We start from the raw sequence: 21692 nt of genomic DNA on the forward strand, positions 1-21692 counted from the left end.
GACCCGTACTCACCGAGTACGGGTCCCTCGACGTTCGTGCGCGGGTGCTACTGGGCGCCGGAGGAGGCGGAGAGCAGGTTCTCCAGCTCCTCCTCCCGCTCCTGGGCCGCGACGAAGAGCAGCTCGTCGCCGCCCTCCAGGGTGTCGTCCTTGCGCGGCACCAGGACCCGGCCCTCGCGGATGATCGTCACCAGCGCGGTGTCCGGCGGCCACGGCACGTCGCCGACGCGGGTGCCGACCAGCTCGGTGTCGGCGGCGAGGGTCAGCTCGACGAGGTTGGCGTTGCCCTGGCTGAAGCGCATCAGCCGGACCAGGTCGCCGACGCTCACGGCCTCCTCGACCAGGGCGGACATCAGGCGCGGGGTGGAGACGGCGACGTCCACGCCCCAGGACTCGTTGAAGAGCCATTCGTTCTTGGGGTTGTTCACCCGGGCGACCACCCGGGGCACCCCGTACTCGGTCTTCGCGAGCAGCGACACGACCAGGTTGACCTTGTCGTCACCGGTCGCGGCGATCACCACGTGGCAGCGCTGCAGGGCGGCCTCGTCCAGGGAGGTGATCTCGCAGGCGTCGGCCAGCAGCCACTCCGCCATGGGCACCCGCTCCACGGAGATGGAGTTCGGGTTCTTGTCGATCAGCAGGACCTCGTGGCCGTTCTCCAGCAGCTCGCCCGCGATCGAGCGGCCGACGGCACCGGCTCCGGCAATGGCGACTCGCATCAGTGACCCTCCTTCTCCGGGCCCTGCGCGAACGCGGCCTCGACCGCGGTCAGGTCGGCCCGGCGCAGCATCACGTGCACCAGGTCGCCTTCCTGCACCACCATGTGGGGCGCGGGCAGGATGCCCTCGCCGAGCCGGGTGACGAACGACACCCGGGTGCCGGAGGCCTCTTCGAGTTCGCTCATCCGGTGGCCGACCCAGTCCGGGGCGTAGGCGACCTCGGCGAGCTGGACGGCGCCGCTCGGGTCCTGCCAGAGCGGCTCGGCGCCGCTCGGCAGCAGCCGGCGCAGCATCTGGTCGGCCGTCCAGCGGACGGTGGCGACGGTCGGGATGCCCAGGCGCTGGTAGACCTCGGCGCGCCGCGGGTCGTAGATGCGGGCCGCGACGTTCTCCACGCCGAAGTTCTCCCGGGCGACCCGGGCCGCGATGATGTTGGAGTTGTCACCGCTGGAGACGGCGGCGAAGGCGCCCGCCTCCTCGATGCCGGCTTCCCGCAGGGTGTCCTGGTCGAAGCCGACGCCGGTGACCCGGCGACCGTTGAACCCGGCGCCCAGGCGGCGGAACGCCGTCGGGTCCTGGTCCACCACGGCCACCGAGTGGCCCTGTTTCTCCAACGCTCGGGCGAGCGCGGAGCCCACCCGGCCGCAGCCCATGATGACGATGTGCACCGGCGCTACCTCACCCGTCCCGTTTGGGCCTTGACCTGCGCAAACACCGCTGTTCTCCGTTTCCCCGCCCCGGTCTCCGGGGTGGGCGTCCTCGTGTGGCTCGGTACGACAACCTGAGTGTTGCCCGCCTGCTCGTATCCGACACGCTAGCCGGTCCACCGAACACAGTCGCGACGAAGGGGGGGATGTCCGTCTGACCCGACGGCCGACTACCCCTACGATTCCTTAACGTGCCTATGCCGACTGACCTACCGAAACGCATCCTGATCGGGCGTGCGCTGCGCAGCGACAAGCTCGGGGAGACGCTGCTCCCCAAGCGCATCGCGCTGCCCGTCTTCGCCTCGGACGCGCTCTCCTCGGTCGCGTACGCGCCCGAGGAGATCCTGCTGACCCTGTCCCTGGCGGGTGTCTCGGCCATCCACTTCTCGTGGCAGATCGGCGTCGTCGTCGCCATCGTGATGCTCGCCGTGGTGGCCTCGTACCGGCAGAACGTGCACGCGTACCCGAGCGGTGGCGGTGACTACGAGGTCGCCACCGTGAACCACGGCCCGAACTCGGGCCTGGTGGTCGCGAGCGCGCTGATGGTCGACTACATCCTGACGGTGGCGGTCTCCACCACCTCGGGTGTCGCCAACGTGGTCTCGGCGGTGCCCGCGCTCCGCGGCCACGAGCTGACCCTGTCCGTCGTCCTGGTGATCGTGCTGATGGGCATGAACCTGCGCGGGGTGCGGGAGTCCGGCTCGGCCTTCGCCGTCCCGACGTACGCCTTCATGGTGGGCGTCCTCGGCATGGTGGTGTACGGCGTGGTCCGGCACTTCGGCCTGGGGCAGGACATCCCCGCCGAGAGCGCCGGCTTCCAGCTGGAGGCGACCCCCGGGAACGAGTCGCTGGCCGGTTTCGCGATGGTGTTCCTGCTGCTCAAGGCGTTCTCCTCGGGCTGTGCCGCGCTCACCGGTGTCGAGGCGATCTCCAACGGCGTGCCGGCGTTCCGCAAGCCGAAGAGCAAGAACGCCGCGACCACCCTGCTGATGATGGCGAGCATCGCCGTGGTGATGTTCATGGGCATCATCTGGCTGGCCCGGCTCACCGGCGTCCAGATGGCCGAGGAGCCCGAGCACCAGCTGGGCGGCGCCCCCGCCGACTACCACCAGAAGACCGCGCTGGCCCAGATCAGCGAGGCCGTCTTCTCGAACTTCACGCCCGGCTTCTACTTCGTCGCGGCCGTCACCGGCCTGATCCTGGTGCTGGCCGCCAACACCGCGTTCAACGGCTTCCCGGTGCTCGGCTCGATCCTCGCCCAGGACCGGTACCTGCCGCGCCAGCTGCACACCCGCGGTGACCGGCTGGCCTTCTCCAACGGCATCATCCTGCTGGCGCTGGCCGCGATCCTGTTCATCATCGCCTTCGACGCGGACCCGACCCGGCTGATCCAGCTGTACATCGTCGGCGTCTTCGTCTCCTTCAACATGAGCCAGTCCGGCATGATCCGGCACTGGACCAGGCTGCTGCGCACCGAGACCGACCCGGCCAAGCGGCGGCACATGCAGCGCAGCCGGGCGATCAACAGCTTCGGTCTGGTGATGACCATGGCGGTGCTGATCGTCGTGCTCGCGACCAAGATCAGCCACGCCTGGATCGCGATCGCCGCGATGGTCGTGCTGTTCGTGGTGATGAAGGCGATCCGCCGGCACTACGACCGGGTCTCCGCGGAGCTGGTCGCGGCCGAGGAACCGGACGACGTGGTGCTGCCCACCCGGGTGCACGCCATCGTCCTGGTCTCCAAGCTGCACAAGCCGGCGCTGCGGGCCCTGGCCTACGCGCGGCTGGCCCGCGCGCACACGCTGGAGGCGGTGACCGTCAACGTCGACCCGGCGGACACCGCGGCGCTGCGCGCCGAGTGGGACGAGCGGGGCATCGAGGTGCCGCTCAAGGTGCTGGACTCGCCGTTCCGGGAGATCACCGGCCCGGTGCTGGACTACGTGAAGAACCTTCGCCGCAGCAGCCCGCGCGACGTGGTGTCGGTCTACATCCCCGAGTACGTGGTCGGCCACTGGTACGAGCACCTGCTGCACAACCAGAGTGCGCTGCGGCTCAAGGGGCGGCTGCTGTTCAAGCCGGGAGTGATGGTGACCTCGGTACCGTGGCAGTTGGAGTCGTCCGAACGGCGCAAGCCGCAGAAGGCCTGGTCGGCGCCGGGTGCCGTCCGTCGTGGTGAGCCCCGGGCGCCGAAGGCCGTAAAGTCGGAGGTCTCCGCAAAGCCCGAAGGCACGACCGCCGCCCCCGCTGACAGCAGCAAGGACTCCTCCCAGTGACCCGCAATACCCCGCCCCGTTCGTCCGGCTCGTCCGGTGGTTCCCGTTCCGGTGCCTCCGGCAAGGGCTCCCGCAAGGGTGGCGCCGGCAAGCCCGGCCAGGTCGCCCGGCCGCGCTGGGGCAAGCCGTTCCGGCCTGCGGCCACCGACCGCGAGGGCTTCACCGCGCAGACGGCGCCGCTCGCGCCGGAGGAGCGTGCCCCGGAGCGTCCGGAGCAGTCCGAGCGCCCGCAGCGTTCCGAGCGCTCCGAGCGCTCCGACCGGCCGCAGCGGTCCGACCGCCGGGAGGCGCGTGCGGATCAGCCGAAGGACGGTGCCCGCCCGCGCAAGCAGGCGGTGCGACCGCCGCGCGCGCTGCGGTCCACGACCCGCGCCCCGCGGGCCGAGGCTGCGCCCCGGGGCCCCGGCGGCGACCCGCTCGTCGGCGAGCGCTACGAGGTCGAGGTCGGCCCGGTGGCGCACGGCGGCGGGCACTGCGTGGCCCGGCACGAGGGCCGGGTGCTGTTCGTCCGGCACACGCTGCCGGGTGAGAGGGTGATCGTCCAGGTCACCGACGGGACCACCAAGTCCCGGTTCCTGCGCGCCGACGCGGTCGAGGTGCTGGAGCCCGCCAAGGAGCGCATCGCCCCGCCGTGTCCCTTCTCCGGGCCCGGCAAGTGCGGCGGCTGCGACTGGCAGCACGTGTCCCCCGGCGGGCAGCGCAAGCTCAAGGTGCAGGTGCTCACCGAGCAGCTGGCCAAGCTCGCCGGCCTGACCCCGGTCGAGGCCGGCTGGGACGGCAGCGTCGAACCGGTCGGCGGGAAGCTGCCGCCCGGCGAGGTGCCCGCCTGGCGGACCCGGGTGCAGTACGCCGTGGACCCGGCCACCGGCAAGGTCGGGCTGCGCAAGCACCGCTCGCACGACATCCAGCCGGTCGACCGCTGCCTGATCGCCGCCGCGGGCGTCACCGAGCTGGGCATCGAGGCCCGGGACTGGCCGGGCATCGTCTCGGTCGAGGCGATCGCCGCGTCCGGCTCCTCCGACCGCCAGGTGGTCCTCACCCCGGCGCCGGGCGCCCAGCTGCCGCTGGTCGAGCTGGACCAGCCGGTCTCGATCACCCGGATCGACGAGCAGGGCGACCCCCACCGCGTGCACGGCCGCAACTTCGTCCGCGAGCGCGCGGCCGGGCGGACCTGGCGGGTCAGCGACGGCGGCTTCTGGCAGATCCACCCGGAGGCCCCGGAGACCCTGGTCGACGCGGTGCTGGACGGCCTGGACCCGCAGTGGGGCGAGAACGCGCTCGACCTGTACTGCGGCGTGGGCCTGTTCGCGGGCGCGCTGGCCGACCGGGTCGGCGAGGAGGGCGCGGTGCTCGGCATCGAGTCCTCCAAGCAGGCGGTGGCCGACGCCAGGCACAACCTGGCGGCGCTGGAGAACGTCCGGATCGAGTGCGACCGGGTGGAGAAGCTCCTGCCGCGCACCGGCATCACCGCCACCGACCTGATCGTCCTCGACCCGCCGCGCGCGGGTGCCGGGCGGGAGACCGTCGCGCACCTGGCCGGGCTCGGCGCCCGCCGGATCGCGTACGTGGCCTGCGACCCGGCGGCGCTCGCCCGGGACCTGGCGTTCTTCCGGGAGGGCGGCTACCGGCCGGTCTCGCTGCGGGCCTTCGACCTGTTCCCGATGACGCACCACTTCGAGTGCGTGGCGATCCTGGAGCCGGTCGGCGGCGAGTAGCGGTCCGCCGGTGCCGGGCGGGGACGGACAGCCGCCCCGCGGGGCCGGTCGGACGGAGCGGATGTGACGGAGGCGGTACCCGGGTTCCCGGGTACCGCCTCCGTCGTCGGTCGGGGAGCCCGTGCTGTCGGGCGCGCGGCGGGGTCAGCGCAGGTTCTGCTCCTCTTCGTCGACACCGTGCGGGAGCGTGATGCCGTGCTGGGCGGCGAGCCGGATCAGCCCGGCGATCCGGCCTTCGTACGCCTGGACGCCGTCGGCGTCCCCTTCGGCGCGGGCGGCCGCGAGTTCCTTGCGGGCCTGGGTGAGCTGCTCGCGCAGCTCCTGGTCGAACATGGCTGTCATTGCCGGCCTCCACACCGGTCGGTGCCGCTCCAGGGAATGCTCAGGGCACTTCAGGTTCTCCGAAGGTGAAGAACTCTTCAAGTCTCACTCTCCGTGGGCGCCCACGCGTCGCCACCCGCGTGCGGGGTGCGTGCGCGCGCCCTTGTTGTGCTAGCACTTCAGCGCTAGCTTGGGATTCATGGGTAAGAAACAGCTGAACGTCCGGGTGGACGCCACCACCGCGGAGATGGCCCGGGAACGGGCGGAGCAGCAGGGGATCAGCATGAACCAGTACATCGAACGCCTCGTCCAGCAGGACATGGGCGAGGCCGGGCGGGTGTTCGTCGACGCGGCCGCGCAGTTCATGAAGGAGTACGAGACGGCCTTCCTGGCCGAGTTCGGCGGGGCCGACCTCCAGGACGTGCGTCGTTGAACCTGGAGGTCGACCTCTCGTGGCTGCTCATGACCGCCGAGCAGTACACACCCGGTGACCCGCAGGTCACCGACTACGGATCGCTGCTCGCGGCGGTCTCCCGGCATCAGGCCGAGATCTTCGACATCGCCGTCTACCCCGAGCCGCAGGACCGGGCGGCCGCCCTGATGCACCAACTGATCCGGGTGCCGTCCCTGGAGAAGACCAACGAACTGTTCGCCACCGCCGTCGCCTACGCCTACCTGGTGGCCAGCGGCTGCACGGTGGCGACCACCGCCCGCGAGGTGCGCAGCCTCGCCCGGGCCATCCGCGAGGGGCGGCTGGGCGTCTCCGGGGTGGCGGACCGGCTGGCCGCGTGGGTGGTGGACGAGGCCGAGGGCGAGGGTGTCAGCGGTGAGGAGGACGAGGACTCGGACTGAGGATCACGCGGGGGAGGGCCCGGCCGTGTCGGAGGCGGCTTCGGCGGCTCCGGTGGCTTCGGCGGTGGGTGCGCCGGGCCCGGCGGGCTCGGCGGGCTCGGCGATCAGCGCGGTGGCGAAGGGGCGGAAGCCCGCCCGGCGGTAGATCCGGGCGACGTCCTCGTCGGCGGCGGACAGGAACACCGTCCGCACCCCGTTGGCCCGCGCGTGCGCGACCAGCGCCGCGGTGACCGCGAGACCGAGGCCGCGCCGGCGCGCCGTCGGAAGGGTTCCGACGCCGGCCACCTCGGTGACCGGGCCCACCGGGTTGTGCTGGCCCGCGCAGAGCGCCGCCCCGTCCTGCACGGCGGCGGCGACCACGGTACGCCCCGAGGAGATCTGCCCGGCGGTCCGCTCCACCGTGCCGTTGGACGCCAACTCCATGGCCAGCGCGGTCAGTTCCTCCGGCCCGGCGTTCCCCACGCCGGTACCCGGCTCGCCGAACGCCAGATGCGGGACGGCCACCGCAGCCGCCAGCGCCGGGTCGCCGGCGGCCAGCACCCGGACGGTCACGCCGTCGGCCGGTCCGCCGTCCGAATTCGGCTCGTCCTCCGGGCCGAGGACCAGCAGCGGGTGCTCGTGCACCACCAGCCCCGCCTCCTCGACCGCCGCGCGCAGCAGCGGATCGTGCTCGGCCACCCACTCGAAGGCCTCCGGCAGCCCCAGCTCGCGCTGACGGTCGAGCACCCGGCGGACGTCCCCGGCGGTGGCGGCCGGGCCGTCGTGGCTCAGCGCGGGACGGGCGTAGTACGGCCAGCCCTCGCCCTCGCGGACGAAGAGGCTGAGCGGTCCGAAGTCCTCGACGCGGGCGGCGGCGCGCGGGACCGCGTCGTAGTAGCGCTCGATCTCGTCGAGGAGGGCGCCGGGGGCGTGGGCGGCGTGGGTGGCGGGGGCATGATCGGCAGAAGTCACGCCGTGCATCCAAGCAGGACCGCCGGGTTCCCGCCACGGTATTTGCCGGGGCGGCGAAGCTCCCGCCGGCGGCCGGTGCGCATGCGGACGGGCCGGGGGCGGCAAGGTCCGGGGGCAGCCGGGTGCGGCCCTGCCCGGGCATTTCGGCGCGATTGTTGCCGAACGCTTACAGGCCGGGCGATCTTGCGTACGGGCCGCGTGGCATCCTGGGGCCTTTACAGCTCTGCCGGACGGGAACGGCGGACGTCCGCGCTGGGTGAAGCGAGGGGGATGGACAGGCTCATGAAGCTCTGCTTTCTGGTGGAGGAGCACTACCGGTACGACGGCATGCCGCTCGACGTCGTGCGCCAACTCACCGCGTGGGGGCACCGGGTGGACGTGCTGCGCCCCGGTGACTCGTTGATGGCCGTCTCCGAGGCGGTCCGGGCCGGCAGCCACGACGCCTGGGTGCTCAAGACCGTCTCCGGCGGCCCCGGCCTCACCCTGCTGGAGGCGGCCGCCGCCGTCGGCCTCACGACCGTCAACGACGCCCGCTCCATCCGCGGCGTCCGGGACAAGGCGCTCGCCTCGGTGATCGCCCGCACCCGGGGGCTGCCCGTCCCCGTCACCTACGCCGCCGCCCGCTGGGAGCGGCTCGCCGAGATCCCGGCCGCCGAGTACCCGCTGGTCGTCAAGCCGGCCGACGGGAGCTCCGGGCGGGCGGTGCGGCTCGTTCGGGACCCCGGACACCTCGGCGAACTCGGCCCCCTGCTGGCCGGCGAGGGCCTGCTGATCGCGCAGCCGTACGTTCCCAACTCCGGCACGGACCTCAAGGTCTACTGCGTCGACGGCGAGCTGTACGCCACCGAGCGGCGCTCCCCGCTCAACCCCGACCAGGGGGTGCGGGAGCGGCAGGTGCCGCTCGCCCCCGAGGTCGCGCGGATCGCGGGGCAGGTCGGGGAGGTGTTCGGGCTCGACCTCTACGGCGTCGACGTGCTGCTCGGGCCGGACGGGCCGGTGGTCGTCGACATCAATGACTTCCCCAGCTTCCGGCAGGTGCCCGACGCGGTCGCGCGGGTCGCGCGGGCGGTGCTGCGGCTCGCCCGGACCGGCACGGCGGTCACCGCCCCGGCCGCGCTGGGAGCGGCGGGCCTGGGCGTGCCCGGCCTCGCGGCGGCGGATCTGGCGACCATGCGCCTGGGCGTGTCGGGCGTGGGGGCGCCCGGCCTGGGCGGCGGGCCGCCGGCGGCCGAGCCCGGGGTGCCGGTCGGGAACGGGCCGGAACCGGTCCGGCTGCCCGCGCAGGGCGGCGGGGCCGTGGGGGCGGGCGTCGGCGCCGGGGGAGCCGGCGGCGCGATATGAGGATCGGCCTGCTCGCCTCGAACCCGGACCACCCCGTGCTCGCCGCCACCGCGGCGCTGCTGACCGCCCGGGGCCACCTGGTCGAGGACCTCGACCCGACCACCGGCCCCGGCGAGCCGTCCGAGCGGATCGGCCCCGGCGAACTCGCCGACGTCTACCTGCTCAAGGCCCACACGCCGCGGGCCCTGGCGCTCGCCCGGCACCTGGAGGAGCGCGGCGCACCCGTCGTCAACTCGGCTGCGGCCACCGAGCTCTGCCAGGACCGCACCGCCATGGCCGACCTCGCGGTCCGGGCCGGGCTGCCCTTCGCCGCCACCCGCACCGTCGCCGATCTGGCCGATCTGGTGGCGCAGCCCGACCACCCGGCCCCCGGCTTCCCGTTCGTCGTCAAGAGTCGTCACAGCCGCCGCCACGACCTCGTGGCCCGGGTGGACGACGCGGCCCGGCTGCGCGTCCTCGCCGGGGAGTGGCCCGGCGAATCCGTCGTCGTCCAGCCCTATCTGGCGAGCACCGGGTGGGACCAGAAGCTCTGGGTCGTCGCCGGGCAGGTGTTCTGTGCCCGCCGGCGCTCCGAGCTCACCGATCCGGGCGTCAGTGAACTCCACCACCCCGGAGGGGCGTTCGGCCCTGCGGAGCTGCCCGCCGACCGCGCCCGGCTCGCGCTCCGGGTCGGCGAGGTCTTCGGCCTCGACGTGTACGGCGTCGACCTGCTGGACGGACCCGCCGAACCGGTCGTGGTCGACGTCAACGCCTTCCCCGGCATCCGGGGCCAGGCCGGCGCCCCCGAGGCGTTGGCCGCGCTCGCGCTGCGGGTCGGCGGCGCGGGCCCGCGATCCGTCCCGGCGCAGCGACCGGCCGGAACCGGGCCGGGGGCCGTCGACCCGCGGGCGTCCGACACCCGGGCCGAGTCCGGTGCCGAGTCCGGTGCCGACTCCCGGCCGGACTCCCGGCCGGACTCCCGTGGCGGCCTTCGTGCCGGCCCGTGGGCGGACAGCTCCTCGCCGGTGGGCCGCCGGACGGCCGGTCCGGCGGATGCGGGTCCGGGCGGCGCCGGTCGTTAGGCTGGCCCTCCGGCCGGACGACGCGACCGGATGGCGAGAGAAGACGGACCGTTGCTGCAGGACATCGAGCCCTACCTGGCCTGCCCGCACTGCGCGCAGGCGCTCACCCTCGACGGGCGCACCCTGCGCTGCCCCGGCGGGCACAGCCACGACCTCGCCAAGCAGGGCTACGTCAGCCTGCTCGCCGGTGACGCCCACACCGGTACCGGCGACACCGCCGGGATGGTCGCCGCCCGCAGCGACTTCCTCGCCGCCGGCCACTACCGGCCGATCGCCGACGCCCTCGCCGAGTCGGCGGTCGCGGCGGATCCCGAAGGGCTCGTCGCCGACCTCGGGGCAGGCACCGGCCACTACCTCGCCCACGTCCTCGACGCCCTCCCCGGACGGCCCGGTGCGGCCCTCGACATCTCCAAGTACGCGCTGCGCCGCGCCGCGCGGGCCCACCCCCGGATCGGCGCCGTGGTCTGTGACGCCTGGCGGCCGCTGCCGCTCCTGGACGCCTCCGCCGGGCTCGTGCTCAACGTCTTCGCGCCGCGCAACGGCCCCGAGATCCGCCGGGTGCTGCGCCCCGGCGGCACCCTGCTGCTGGTCTCACCCACCCCGCGCCACCTGCGGGAGCTCGTCACCGCCCTCGGTCTGCTCTCGGTCGACGAGGACAAGCAGCGGCGGATCGACGAGAAGCTCGGTCCCCACCTGACGCCCGCCGGGCGGCGGGAGGTCGAGTGCACGCTGCGGCTCTCGGCCGAGGACGTGCGAACCGTGGTGGGCATGGGTCCGAGCGCCTGGCACACCGACCCGGAGGTGCTGGCGGCACGGCTCGCGGAGCTGCCCGACCCCGTCGAGGTGACCGCTTCCGTCACCGTCGCCGCCTACCGGCGCTGAGGCCCCGGTCGGGGTCCGTGCGGCTGTCCGGGTGCCGGCGGACGGTGCCCGAGTGGCCGTCCGTGCGGCGGCGGACGGTGCCCGTGCGGCTGCCCGTGCGGCGGCGGACGAGGCCCGGGTGGCGGATCCGCCGGTGCCGCGGGTGCCCGGGTCCCGCGGTTCGACCCCGATGGGATGAATCTGCCGGGCAGGCACGTTTCTGCCGCTCGACCGGAGGCTAACGTCCGACGGGTGAACCGCGACGCCACCCGGACCGCCGTGCCGGCCCACCCACAGCAGCGCACCTCGGAACCCGGCCCACCGGCCGCCCGGCGCCCGACCGTCGAGGAGGTCCGGCTCACCTCGTTCAAGTCCTACCGGCGCGCGGTGCTGCCCCTCGCGCCCCTCACCGTGCTGCACGGGCCCGCCGGGGTCGGCAAGTCCAACGCGCTCGACGCCCTCGCCGTGCTCTCCCGGCTCGCCCTCGGGGAGGAGATCACCGACTCCCTCGACGGGGTCCCCGGCGCCGCCGGCCCCCTGGCCACCCCCGTCCGTGGTGGTCTGGACGGCTGCGTCCCGCACGGCCGCAACGCCGTCATCCTCGGCTGCACCGTCCGGTCCGCCGACGGGCCCGTCGGCCTGGAGATCGTCGTCCGCACCGACGGGCCCGTCCGGATCGCCCGGGAACAGCTCACCCTGGACGGCCGGACCCTCGTCGAGACCGGCGAACAGGACCTCCGCAACCGGCGGATCAACGTCAGCTGGCACAACGACAGCCGGCAGGGCGACATCCGCGCGCCCTTCCCGAGCGGCACCCTGATCACCGCGCAGATCCCGCTGCGCGTCGCCGGCTCCTCGCCCGGCGAGCGGAAGGTGCTGGCCGCCGCCGAACAGCTCCTCACCGCGCTCCGTGAGGTCTTCCCCGTCCACCCCGTGCCCGCCCTGATGCGCGGCTGGGCCCGCCCCGACCCGCGCGCCCGGCTGCTCGGCAACGCCGCCAACATCTCCGCCGTCATCGCCCGGCTCAGCAACGAATGCGGGCGCCGCTACGGGCAGTTGCTGCGCGTGGTGCAGGACGCCGCGCCGCACCCGCTGCTCGGCCTCGACCTCGCGCACCGCGGCAGCGGCGCCGACCGGCGGGTGCTCGCCGTCTTCGACGAAGGCGTCCTCGGCCGCACCGGCGCCGACCAGGCCTCCGACGGCATGCTCCGCCACCTCGCCTTCTCGGCCGTGCTGCTCACCGGCGCCGGGGTGCTCGACCTCGACGTGGCCGCCGAGGTGCCGTGGGCGCACCGGCAACTCACCGTGCTCGCCGAGGACCTCGGCGCCGGGCTCGGCACCGACCAGACCGCCTCGCTGCTGCGGCTCGCCCGCGACATGTCCGGACGCAACCAGCTGCGCGTGCTCACCACCCTCCAGGAACCGGCCGCCGCCCGCGAGGCGCTCGGCGGGCCCGGCGACCTGCCGCCCGGGGCCGCGCTGGTGGAGTGCCGACGGGACCCCGACTCCGGGCACACCGTGCTGCGTGCCGAGACGGCCCGGGTGCCGGCGCAGGCGGCGCGGTGCGCCGGGTCGGCCCACGCGACGGCCTTCCCCGGGGCGGCCGTGTCGGGGGCCGCTTCCCCGGGGACCGGCCGGTCCGGGGTGGCCGCCGGGGAGGTGGCGGACGCCGGTGCGGTAGACCTGGACGGGTGAACGAACGAGAGACGGAGTCCGCGGCCCCGACCCTGGAGGGGCTGCGGCAGCGATTGACGGAGTTCGCCGCGGCACGCCGCTGGGAGCCCTTCCACACGCCCAAGAACCTGGCGTCGGCGCTGACCGTGGAGGCCGGCGAGCTGCTGGAGATCTTCCAGTGGCTCACGCCCGAGCAGGCGTCGGCGGTGATGGCCGACCCGGACCGCGCGCACCGGGTGCGGGACGAGGTGGCGGACGTGCTCGCCTACCTGCTCCAGTTCTGCACCGCCGTCGGGGTCGATCCGCTGACGGCGCTGGCGGCCAAGATCGAGCGGAACGAGCTGCGCTTCCCAGTGCCCGGAGCCCCCTCCGAAGGAGGTGACGTCAACCCCGAGAGCGGATCATCGCCCGTGTGAGGGACAAAAGTTGTCCACAGCCCCCGGGTTGTCCACAGCTTTCCGGCCGTCCGGTGCGGACCCTCCTTCTCGGGCCGCACGCTGTCGCCGTGACCGTGCGGCAGGGCGCCGTACGGGCGAGGGAAGGGTGGTCGGACATGGAGGCGCTGCGACTGATCAAGACGGCCCGGCACGCCCTGGCGGAGACCAGGAACGTGCCGGACGTGCTCGCCGAGGCGCGACAGGCGGCGCTGCTCACCGAGGCGGTGGGTGCCCGGCTGGCCGAGTCGGACGAAGGTGAACTCGCCGGGCTGGGGCAACAGTTGGTCGAGTCGGCAGCCCACGCGGCGGGCTGTCTGGACCAGTCGGGAGGTGACGCGTCGGCGGTGACGGCGTTCGGCGTCGGCGGCAGGGCGGGGCGGCTCACCGACCTCGGTGACCTCGAACCGGCCCTCGGCGAACTCGGCGGGTTGCTGCGGGACGTCGGCGAGACGCTGGTGGTGCTGGCCTGCGGGGCCGACACCGAGAGCCTCTACTGGACGTGCATCGACGGGGTCGACGCCGGGGCGGAGTGCACCGATCTCGTCGGCCGACTGCTGCAGGCCGTCGGGAGGGCGACGGAGGAGGACGGCCCGCCCGGCGAGGACGGAAGCACACCGGAGAACTGCGTGGGGGAGGACCGTACCGAGGGGGCTCGGGCCGAGGAGGTGTGTCCGGAGGAGAAGGACGTGCCGGTGCTGCTCGCACCGCCGGCCGGGCGGAGGGGGCCGCTGCTGGTGGTCCGGCTCGACCCGCCGGGTGCGGCGGCGAAGGTGGCGGTGCCGAGGGGCGGTGCGGCCGGGCTGCCCGGTCAGCGGGTGGCGGTCGGGTCGTCGGCCTCGTCGGTACGAGGGCCGGCGGCCCGGTTGTCGCCGGTGCCGGTCGGGCCGGCACCGCCCGGGGCGGGGGTACGGATGCCCGAGGACCGCAGTTCGGCGAGGTCCGCGGTGACCGAGGCGAGTAGTTCCTGCATCTGCTCCAGCAGGCTCCTCGGGGTGGCGGGCGCGGCCGACCCGTCGCCGGCGGAGTGCTGCGGGGCGGCGGACGCCTCGGACCGGAAGTCGGGCATGAGGGGACCTCTTCGGATCGGCGGTGCGGCGTGAAGCCGTCGGCGGCGGCCTGACGCGCCCCGCCGCTGCAACCAACGAACTCCCCGAACCGGAGTCACCGACGACCACCCGATGCGGTCCGACCGGCGCTGGCCGTCAGCCTCCCGGGTGACCTCGGCTTGCCGCCGCGCGGCCTCCTCGGTCAGACGCGGCTCGCCGCACGTGATCGCCCGCCGCACGTGATCGCCCGCCGCACGTGATCGCTCGCCGCCCGGGACGGGAAGAGCCCCGGCGTCGCAGCGGCGGCGCCGGGGCCCTCGGACACCCTCCCCGCCGTGCCGCCCGCGTTCACGAGGCGGACGGCACGGCGGGAAAGGGGGAAGAGACCACACCCTCGAAGGAGACAGGTGTCAGTTGTGGGCGTGCAGGTCGGCGTTGAGGCCGCCCCACGAGCCGGAGCGGGCGATGACCTCGACCGCACCGGACTGGGAGTTGCGGCGGAAGAGGAGGTTGTCCTGGCCGGACAGCTCGACGGCCTTGGCCACGGTGCCGTCCGGGGTGGTCACCCGGGTGCCGGCGGTGACGTAGAGGCCGGCCTCGACGACGCAGTCGTTGCCGAGGGAGATGCCGATGCCCGCGTTGGCACCGAGCAGGCAGCGCTCGCCGACCGAGACGACCTGCTTGCCACCGCCCGACAGGGTGCCCATGATCGAGGAGCCGCCGCCGATGTCGCTGTGGTCGCCGACCACGACACCGGCGCTGATCCGGCCCTCGACCATGGAGGTGCCCAGCGTGCCGGCGTTGAAGTTGACGAAGCCCTCGTGCATCACGGTGGTGCCGACGGCCAGGTGCGCACCGAGCCGGACGCGGTCCGCGTGGGCGATGCGCACACCGGACGGGGCGACGAAGTCGGTCATCCGCGGGAACTTGTCGATCCCGTAGACGGCGAGCTGCCCGCCCTGGGCGCGCACGGCCAGCCGGGCCTGCTCGACCTTCTCCACCGGCACCGCGCCGATGCTGGTCCACGCCACGTTGGCGAGCAGACCGAAGATGCCGTCGAGGTTCTGGCCGTGGGGCTTCACCAGGCGGTGGCTGAGCAGGTGCAGGCGCAGGTAGGCGTCGTGCGCGTCGATCGGCTTCTCGTCCAGCGAGGCGATGGTGGTGCGCACGGCGACCACGTCGACGCCGCGGCGGGCGTCGGCCCGCAGCGCCTCGGCGGCGCCGGCGCCCAGCTCGGCCTCGGCCTGTTCGGTGGTCAGGAGGACGGTCCCGGCGGGGCCGGGGTCGGCAGCCAGCACGGGGGCCGGGTACCAGGTGTCGAGGATGGTGCCGTCGGCGGCGATGGTGGCCAGACCGGCGGCAACGGCGCCGCTCACGGGGGTGGTGGATTCTGCAGTCACATCGTGCACGTTAACGAATGCGGGCCCCCGGTGCCGAACACGCTCACCGTCCGGACAGGGCCGGGGAGCCGCCGCATCCGGACGAAAACCGGCTGTCCGAGGGCTCGGAGCTGGGCGATACTCGGACAGGTGTTCATGTCGATTTCAGCCACCGGCACCGCCGGGAGCCCGGCCACCGACCTGGCGCGCCTGTTGAACCGGCCGCCGGACGCGGTCCAGCGGGCCGCGACCGCGTACGGCGAGGCGCACGTCTTCTTCCCGGAGGTCGGCGACGAACGCTGCACGGCCGTCCTGCTGGTGGAGGCGGATCCGGCACCGTCCCGCAAGGGGCGGGGCGGCGGGCCGTCCGGCGCGTCGGACCTCGCGCGCGTCCGGGCCGGCGACGATCGCCCCTACGTCGTGTCGTCACGGTTCGCGGCGGCGCTGCGCACCGTCTTCCGGGCGGTGATCACGGCCGCCGACCCTGCCGATCGCGCTCTCCCGCTGCGCATCGAGCTGCCCGCCGTCCGCGTCGACGGTGAGCGCGGCCTCGGGGGCGGTGCGGGCGAGGGCGGCCGTGTGGCGCTGGTGCGGCGACTGTTCGAGCCGCTGGGCTGGCGGGTCGAGGCGGCGGCGATCCCGCTGGACGAGGAGTTCCCCGAGTGGGGGGAGTCGCCGTACGTCCGGCTCGGACTGGAAGCGGCGTCGGCCCGACCGGCCGACGCGCTCCGACAGCTGGCCGTACTGCTGCCGGCGCTGGAGGGCGTCACGGACCAGTGGGTCGCGCCGGAGGGGGTCGGCAATCTGTTCTCCGCCGACGCGGACTGGCTGGCCCGGCACCCCGAACGTGAACTGATCGCCCGTCGCCTGGACCACCACGGGCCGCCCGGGACCGACGGCGCCGGGTACGGCGACGGTGAACCGGACAGCCCGGTCGAGGGTGCTGACGGCGACGGCCGCACGGCCGCCGTCGAGGCGGGCCGGGCGGCGGTCCTGGCCGCGCTGCGCGAGGTCGGTGCCGCCCGGGTGGTGCACCTCGGCTGCGGCCGGGGCGAGTTGATCGAGGCACTGCTGACGGACGCCCGGTTCACCGAACTGCTGGGGGTGGACGTCTCGCTGCGTGCGCTGTCCACCGCCGCACACCGCCTCGGTCTGGAGCGCACGACGGAGCCGGCGCCGGAGTGGGCGGCCACCCGGCGGACGGTCCGGGTCGGGTTGGTGCAGGGCGCGCTGATGTACGCGGACGCCAGGCTGAAGGGTTTCGACGCGGCGGTGCTCGACGCCGACGTGGTCGGGCGGGCGGACCCGGACCGGCGTCCGGCCCTGGAGCACGCGGTGTTCGGGACGGTGCGCCCGGCGGCGGTCGTCGTCACGTCGCAGGCCGGTGATCCCGGGTTCGGCACCTGGGCGGAACGGGTGGCGGCCGAGCACGGCTACACCGTCACCATGGCCGCCCCGGCCGGGCCGGCCCTCTTCAGACGCGGTACCCCCACCCTCGGAGGAGGCGAGTCCCGATGACCGGCGACGAAACGAACCCCGGCGCCCCCGCTCCCGGGACCCCCGGGCCGAGCAGCCTCCCGGCGGCGGCGACAGCAGCGGCAGAGGTCGCGGTCGCCGCCGCCGCCGCCGACGCCGAGGCCGAGGCGCCGCCGGCCGTGACGGTGACGGTGACCGAGGGCTCCCTCGTCGTGCTGGTCGGCACCAGCGGCGCGGGCAAGTCCACTTTCGCCCGACGCCACTTCCGCCCGACCGAGGTGGTCTCCTCCGACACCTGCCGCGCGTTGGTGGCCGACGACGAGAACGACCAGTCCGCCTCCGCCGACGCCTTCGACGTCCTGTACTACATCGTCGGCAAGCGCCTCGCCGCCGGCCGGCTGACCGTGGTGGACGCCACCAACGTCCAGGCCGCGGCCCGGAAGCGGCTGATCGCGATCGCCCACGAGCACGACGCGAGGCCGGCGGCGATCGTGCTGGACGTGCCGCCGGGCGTCTGCGCCGAGCGCACCCGTCTCCGGCAGGACCGCGACCTGCCCGCGTCCGTGATCCCGCGCCAGCACCGCGAGCTGCGCGCGTCCCTGGCCGGTCTGCAGAAGGAGGGCTTCCGCCGGGTGCACGTGCTGCACGGCGCGGACGAGGTGGCCGCCGCCGAGGTGGTACGGGAGAAGCGGCGCGTCGACCTGCGCCATCTGACCGGCCCGTTCGACCTGGTCGGCGACGTCCACGGCTGCCGCGCCGAGCTGGAGTCGTTGCTGCCCCGCCTCGGCTACCGGATCGTCCGGGACGAGGCGGGCCGGCCGGTCGACGCCGTCCCACCGGCCGGCCGGACGGCGGTCTTCGTCGGAGACCTGGTCGACCGCGGCCCGGACACGCCGGGCGTGCTGCGCCTGGTGATGGGCATGGTGGCGGCCGGTCACGCGCTCTGCGTGTCGGGCAACCACGAGCAGAAGCTCGCCCGGGCGCTGGACGGCGAGCGGGTGACCCTCTCCTACGGCCTGCGCGAGTCCCTCGAACAGCTGGAGTCCGAGCCGGCGGGCTTCCGGTCCGAGGCCCGGGAGTTCATCCGCGGCCTGGCCGACCACTACCTGCTGGACGGCGGCGACCTGGTGGTCTGCCACGCGGGCCTGCCGGAGCGCTACCACGGCCGCTCGTCCGGCCGGGTCCGCTCGCACGCGCTGTACGGGGAGACCACCGGCGAGACCGACGAGTACGGCCTGCCGGTGCGCCACCCCTGGGCGGAGGAGTACCGGGGGCGGGCGCTGGTGGTCTACGGGCACACGCCGCTTCCGGTGGCGAGCTTCCTGCACAACACCGTCTGCCTGGACACCGGCTGCGTCTTCGGCGGTGAGCTGACCGCGCTGCGCTACCCGGAGCGCGAGCTGGTCACCGTCGAGGCGGAGCGGCAGTGGTACGCGCCGGTCCGCCCGCTGCTCAGCGACGCGCCGGGCGGGCGCGAGGGCCGTCCGCTGGACCTGGCCGACGTGGCGGGCCGCCGGGTGGTGGAGACGGCGCTGCACGGCCCGGTCGCCGTCCGGGCGGAGAGCGCGGCGGCGGCACTGGAGACGATGAGCCGCTCGGCGGTCGACCCACGGCTGCTGGTCCACCTGCCGCCGGCGGTGCCGCCGGGCCCCGCCTCGCACCGGCCCGGGTACCGGGAGCACCCGGACGAGGTCTTCGCCGCGTACCGCGCGGACGGGGTCCGGCACGTCCTGTGCGAGGAGTGGCATCCGGGCTCGCGCGCGGTGGTGCTGGTGTCCCGGGACGACGCGGCGCTGGCCCGGCGCTTCGGCCCGGCGGGCCCGGGGGCGGTCTGGTCACGGACGGGCGGGGCGCTGCTGGGCGACGAGGAGTGTGCCGCCCTGCTGCTCCGGTTGCGGGCGGCGGCCGAGCGGGCCGGGCTCTTCGAGGAGCTGGACACCGGCTGGCTGCTGCTGGACGCGACCCTGGCGGCGTGGCCGGTGACGGCCGACGGGCCCTCGCCGCACCGCGGGTACGCGGCGCTCGGCGCGGTGGCGGGCGCCGCGCTCCCGTCGGTTCTCGCCGCGCTGGAGCGGGCTGCCGACCGCGGGTTGGAGGTCGCGGCGCAGGCGGGCCGCCAGCGGCGCCGTGCGGCGGACGTCCGGGCGTTCACCGACGCGTACCGCCGGTTCGCGCGTCCCGGGGAGGGGCAGTCGGGTGTCCGGCTGGCGCCGTTCCAGGTGCTGGCCGGGGAGGGGGCGAACCTGGCGCTCCGCCCGCGGGAGGAGCAGCTGGCCCGGATCGACCGGCTGGTCGCGGCGGACCGTGCCGCAGGCCCCGTGGCCGGCGGCGCGGCCGGGCCCGGAGCACCGGTCGACCGGATGGGCGGTCCCGTCCTGTACCCGACCGCCCGGCTGGCGGTGGACACCGGGGACGAGGCGTCGACGGCCGCGGCCGTGGCGTGGTGGGAGGAGCTGACCGGGGCGGGCGGTGCGCCGGGCATGGTGGTCAAGCCGCCCGTGTCGCCGATGCGGGGCGCGGCGGGGGAGGGCCGTCCGGGCGGGCTGGTGCAGCCGGCGGTGAAGGTCCGCGGCCGGGAGTACCTGCGGCTGGTCCACGGTCCGGAGAGCCCGGACCACCCGGACCACCCGGACCACCCGGAGCAGCGGGGGCAGCGGGGGCACCGGGAGCGTCCGCGTGGCGGCGCGCTCGGGCTGAAGCGCTCGCTGGCGCTGCGCGAGTACGCGCTCGGTCTGGAGGCACTGGACCGGCTGGCCGGCGGCGAGCCGCTCTGGCGGGTGCACGAGCCGGTCTTCGCCGTTCTGGCGTTGGAGGCCGAGCCGGTGGACCCCCGGCTGTAGGCGTCGACCGGTTCCGGTGGACCGGCCGCAGGCTCTTGCATAGAAATTCCGAGTATCGTATAGACTTGCTGCTTTCCGCCCGACCCGTCACCCCAGGAGCCTGGCATGGCGTTCAACCTCCGGAACCGGCACTTCCTCAAGGAGCTCGATTTCACGCCCCAGGAGTTCCGCTTCCTGGTGGACCTCGCCGCTCAGCTCAAGGCGGCGAAGTACGCGGGTACCGAGCGGCCCAGGCTGCGGGGCCGGAACATCGCGCTGATCTTCGAGAAGACCTCCACCCGGACCCGTTGCGCCTTCGAGGTCGCCGCCCACGACCAGGGCGCCACCACCACGTACCTGGACCCGGCCGGGTCCCAGATCGGCCACAAGGAGTCGATCAAGGACACCGCCCGGGTGCTCGGCCGGATGTTCGACGGCATCGAGTACCGCGGGCACGGCCAGGAGATCGTCGAGGAGCTCGCCGCCCACGCCGGGGTGCCGGTCTGGAACGGCCTGACCAACGAGTGGCACCCCACCCAGCTGCTCGCCGACGTGCTGACCATCACCGAGCACACCACCAAGCCGCTCACCGGGGTGACGCTCGCCTACCTCGGTGACGCCCGTTCCAACATGGGCAACTCGCTGCTGGTCACCGGCGCGCTGCTCGGCATGGACGTCCGGATCGTCGCGCCGCGCTCGCTCTGGCCGGCCGAGGACGTGCAGAAGGCCGCCCGGACGCTCGCCGAGGGCACCGGTGCTCGGATCACCCTCACCGAGGACGTGGCCGAGGGCGTGGCCGGCGCCGACTTCCTCTACACCGACGTCTGGGTCTCGATGGGGGAGCCCAAGGAGGTCTGGGCCGAGCGCGTCGCGCTGCTCAAGCCGTACCAGGTGTCGATGGGCACCGTGCGGGCCACGGGCAATCCGGCGGTGAAGTTCCTGCACTGCCTGCCCGCCTTCCACGACCTCGGCACGGTGGTCGGCCGGCAGCTGTTCGAGGAGACGGGGATGGCGGAGCTGGAGTGCACCGACGAGCTGTTCGAGTCGGAGCACTCCGTCGTCTTCGACCAGGCGGAGAACCGCCTGCACACGATCAAGGCCGTCCTGGTCGCGACCCTCGGGTCCTGACGGCGGACGGGCCCGGCCGGTGAGCGGCTAGAGCCCCTCCAGCTTCACGCACGCGACCCGGTCGTTGGCGCCGTGCTGACCGCGCTGAGCGTGCGCACCGGCCGAACCGTGCGCACCGGCCGCATCCTGCGCGCCGTGCCGGCCGCGCGCGCCGGTCGGGTCGGTCGGGCCGCCCGCGTGCAGGACCAGCGAGCGGGCCTCCCCGGCCCGGGGCTGCCAGGCCACCACCGTCGCGGCGGTGCCGTCGCCGTGCCCGTCGGTGCGCAGGGCGAGCCGCAGCTCGTTGCGGTCGTTGGCGTAGGCGGGGTCGGTCGACGGGCGGACCGGGTCCACCGTGTCCTGGTAGTGCGGGCCGGACGCGGCCGGGTCGGCCCCGCACGGACCGGTGTGCAGGTGGACCGGGAACTCGCGGTCGGCGGCGACCCCGGTCACGCTCATGGTCAGTACCGTCCGGCCGGGCGCCGAGCGGTCGACCACCACCCGTACGTGCGAGCCGTACGGAACGAGGTCCGGCGCGTGGCTGATCGCGGTCGGCGGGACGAAGGCGGTGGCGGGGTCGAAGGCGGCGTCGGTGGTCGAGACCGGCACGGCGGCGGGTGCCAGCAGGGCGAGCGGGAGCAGGGCGGCGGCGAGCGGAGCGGACATCGGCGGACCTTCTCGGGCTGGGCGCGCTCCCGGAGGACGCACGCAAGAGCGGACACCCTGCTCAACGCCGCCCGCCGCTCCCCGGACACGCCCCGCGCTCCCCGGACACGCCCCGCGGGCCCCGGACACGCGCCCCGGAAACGGCCCCGGGCTCCGGCGCCGGCCCCGTCGACCCCGGGCCCCGTCGACCCCGGGCTCCGCCGGACCCGCTCGCCCGCGGAGCAGCCGGGAGCGCCCGGCCTCTCCCCGGGGGGCCCCGGCCGACCCAGCAACCCCGCGTACCCACC

19 protein-coding genes are annotated in these 21692 nt (G+C 74.6%); 13 read left to right on the plus strand and 6 right to left on the minus strand.

Translation table 11 applies throughout. The features are described from left to right. Positions 1-47: 47 nt before the first annotated feature. Positions 48-719, minus strand: a complete 672-nt coding sequence (locus tag ACFWOG_RS27215; protein WP_329879916.1) for a TrkA family potassium uptake protein — start codon at positions 717-719, stop codon at positions 48-50. Further along, positions 719-1387, minus strand: a complete 669-nt coding sequence (locus ACFWOG_RS27220) for a TrkA family potassium uptake protein (RefSeq protein WP_329879918.1) — start codon at positions 1385-1387, stop codon at positions 719-721. Before ACFWOG_RS27220 ends, ACFWOG_RS27215 begins: the two co-directional genes overlap by 1 nt. A gap of 230 nt (positions 1388-1617) precedes the next feature. Here ACFWOG_RS27220 and ACFWOG_RS27225 point away from each other — a divergent pair, with 230 nt between their 5' ends. Continuing rightward, on the plus strand, positions 1618-3699 hold the full coding sequence (locus tag ACFWOG_RS27225; RefSeq protein ID WP_329951450.1) for an APC family permease: 2082 nt from the start codon (positions 1618-1620) through the stop codon (positions 3697-3699). 353 nt (positions 3700-4052) lie between these two features. After that, a complete protein-coding gene (locus tag ACFWOG_RS27230; protein ID WP_329951647.1) occupies positions 4053-5414 on the plus strand; it encodes a class I SAM-dependent RNA methyltransferase in 1362 nt (453 codons plus the stop codon). Between the two features lie 144 nt (positions 5415-5558). Here the strand turns inward: ACFWOG_RS27230 and ACFWOG_RS27235 are convergent, their stop codons facing one another. Further along, a complete protein-coding gene (locus tag ACFWOG_RS27235; RefSeq protein ID WP_329879921.1) occupies positions 5559-5756 on the minus strand; it encodes a hypothetical protein in 198 nt (65 codons plus the stop codon). A gap of 178 nt (positions 5757-5934) precedes the next feature. Between ACFWOG_RS27235 and ACFWOG_RS27240 the strand changes: the two genes are divergently transcribed. Next, a complete protein-coding gene (locus tag ACFWOG_RS27240) occupies positions 5935-6168 on the plus strand; it encodes a toxin-antitoxin system HicB family antitoxin (protein ID WP_329879922.1) in 234 nt (77 codons plus the stop codon). After that, positions 6165-6587: a fic family toxin-antitoxin system, toxin component gene (locus ACFWOG_RS27245; protein WP_329879923.1), complete on the plus strand. Its 423-nt coding sequence runs from the start codon at positions 6165-6167 to the stop codon at positions 6585-6587. Before ACFWOG_RS27240 ends, ACFWOG_RS27245 begins: the two co-directional genes overlap by 4 nt. A 3-nt stretch (positions 6588-6590) precedes the next feature. On the opposite strand, the gene ACFWOG_RS27250 is transcribed toward ACFWOG_RS27245, so the two are convergent. Next, on the minus strand, positions 6591-7547 hold the full coding sequence (locus ACFWOG_RS27250; protein ID WP_380361309.1) for a GNAT family N-acetyltransferase: 957 nt from the start codon (positions 7545-7547) through the stop codon (positions 6591-6593). 273 nt (positions 7548-7820) lie between these two features. On the opposite strand from ACFWOG_RS27250, the gene ACFWOG_RS27255 reads away from it, so the two are divergent. The 6 genes from ACFWOG_RS27255 (at position 7821) to ACFWOG_RS27280 (ending at position 14012) form a co-directional block, all read left to right on the plus strand. Next, a complete protein-coding gene (locus tag ACFWOG_RS27255; RefSeq protein WP_380361310.1) occupies positions 7821-8879 on the plus strand; it encodes a RimK family alpha-L-glutamate ligase in 1059 nt (352 codons plus the stop codon). Beyond that, entirely contained in the window at positions 8876-9940 is a 1065-nt protein-coding gene (locus ACFWOG_RS27260) for a RimK family alpha-L-glutamate ligase (protein ID WP_380361311.1), read from the plus strand. The genes ACFWOG_RS27255 and ACFWOG_RS27260 overlap by 4 nt, the downstream gene beginning before the upstream one ends. A 51-nt stretch (positions 9941-9991) precedes the next feature. Then, positions 9992-10822, plus strand: a complete 831-nt coding sequence (locus tag ACFWOG_RS27265) for a putative RNA methyltransferase (RefSeq protein WP_380361312.1) — start codon at positions 9992-9994, stop codon at positions 10820-10822. 231 nt (positions 10823-11053) lie between these two features. Further along, the gene (locus ACFWOG_RS27270) at positions 11054-12496 is read left to right on the plus strand and encodes an AAA family ATPase (protein WP_380361313.1); all 1443 of its coding nucleotides are present in this window, start codon (positions 11054-11056) and stop codon (positions 12494-12496) included. Beyond that, a complete protein-coding gene (locus ACFWOG_RS27275; RefSeq protein WP_380361314.1) occupies positions 12493-12891 on the plus strand; it encodes a nucleotide pyrophosphohydrolase in 399 nt (132 codons plus the stop codon). The genes ACFWOG_RS27270 and ACFWOG_RS27275 overlap by 4 nt, the downstream gene beginning before the upstream one ends. Before the next feature lie 89 nt (positions 12892-12980). Beyond that, on the plus strand, positions 12981-14012 hold the full coding sequence (locus ACFWOG_RS27280) for a DUF6099 family protein (protein ID WP_380361315.1): 1032 nt from the start codon (positions 12981-12983) through the stop codon (positions 14010-14012). A gap of 356 nt (positions 14013-14368) precedes the next feature. On the opposite strand, the gene dapD is transcribed toward ACFWOG_RS27280, so the two are convergent. Then, positions 14369-15358: a 2,3,4,5-tetrahydropyridine-2,6-dicarboxylate N-succinyltransferase gene (gene dapD, locus ACFWOG_RS27285; RefSeq protein ID WP_380361316.1), complete on the minus strand. Its 990-nt coding sequence runs from the start codon at positions 15356-15358 to the stop codon at positions 14369-14371. A 135-nt stretch (positions 15359-15493) separates the two neighbouring features. Between dapD and ACFWOG_RS27290 the strand changes: the two genes are divergently transcribed. The 3 genes from ACFWOG_RS27290 (at position 15494) to argF (ending at position 20760) form a co-directional block, all read left to right on the plus strand. Continuing rightward, complete coding sequence (locus ACFWOG_RS27290) at positions 15494-16855, plus strand: 3' terminal RNA ribose 2'-O-methyltransferase Hen1 (RefSeq protein WP_329951457.1); 1362 nt, start codon at positions 15494-15496, stop codon at positions 16853-16855. Next, positions 16852-19653: a polynucleotide kinase-phosphatase gene (locus ACFWOG_RS27295; RefSeq protein ID WP_380361317.1), complete on the plus strand. Its 2802-nt coding sequence runs from the start codon at positions 16852-16854 to the stop codon at positions 19651-19653. Before ACFWOG_RS27290 ends, ACFWOG_RS27295 begins: the two co-directional genes overlap by 4 nt. A gap of 105 nt (positions 19654-19758) precedes the next feature. Continuing rightward, the gene (gene argF / locus ACFWOG_RS27300; RefSeq protein WP_329951459.1) at positions 19759-20760 is read left to right on the plus strand and encodes an ornithine carbamoyltransferase; all 1002 of its coding nucleotides are present in this window, start codon (positions 19759-19761) and stop codon (positions 20758-20760) included. Positions 20761-20787: 27 nt separating this feature from the next. Here the strand turns inward: argF and ACFWOG_RS27305 are convergent, their stop codons facing one another. Next, positions 20788-21405 (minus strand): superoxide dismutase family protein, encoded by a 618-nt coding sequence (locus ACFWOG_RS27305; protein WP_380361318.1) that lies wholly within the window; start codon positions 21403-21405, stop codon positions 20788-20790. Between the last annotated feature and the right edge of the window lie 287 nt (positions 21406-21692).

The organism is Kitasatospora sp. NPDC058406 (genome assembly GCF_042722765.1).
Taxonomy (GTDB): Bacteria; Actinomycetota; Actinomycetes; order Streptomycetales; family Streptomycetaceae; genus Kitasatospora.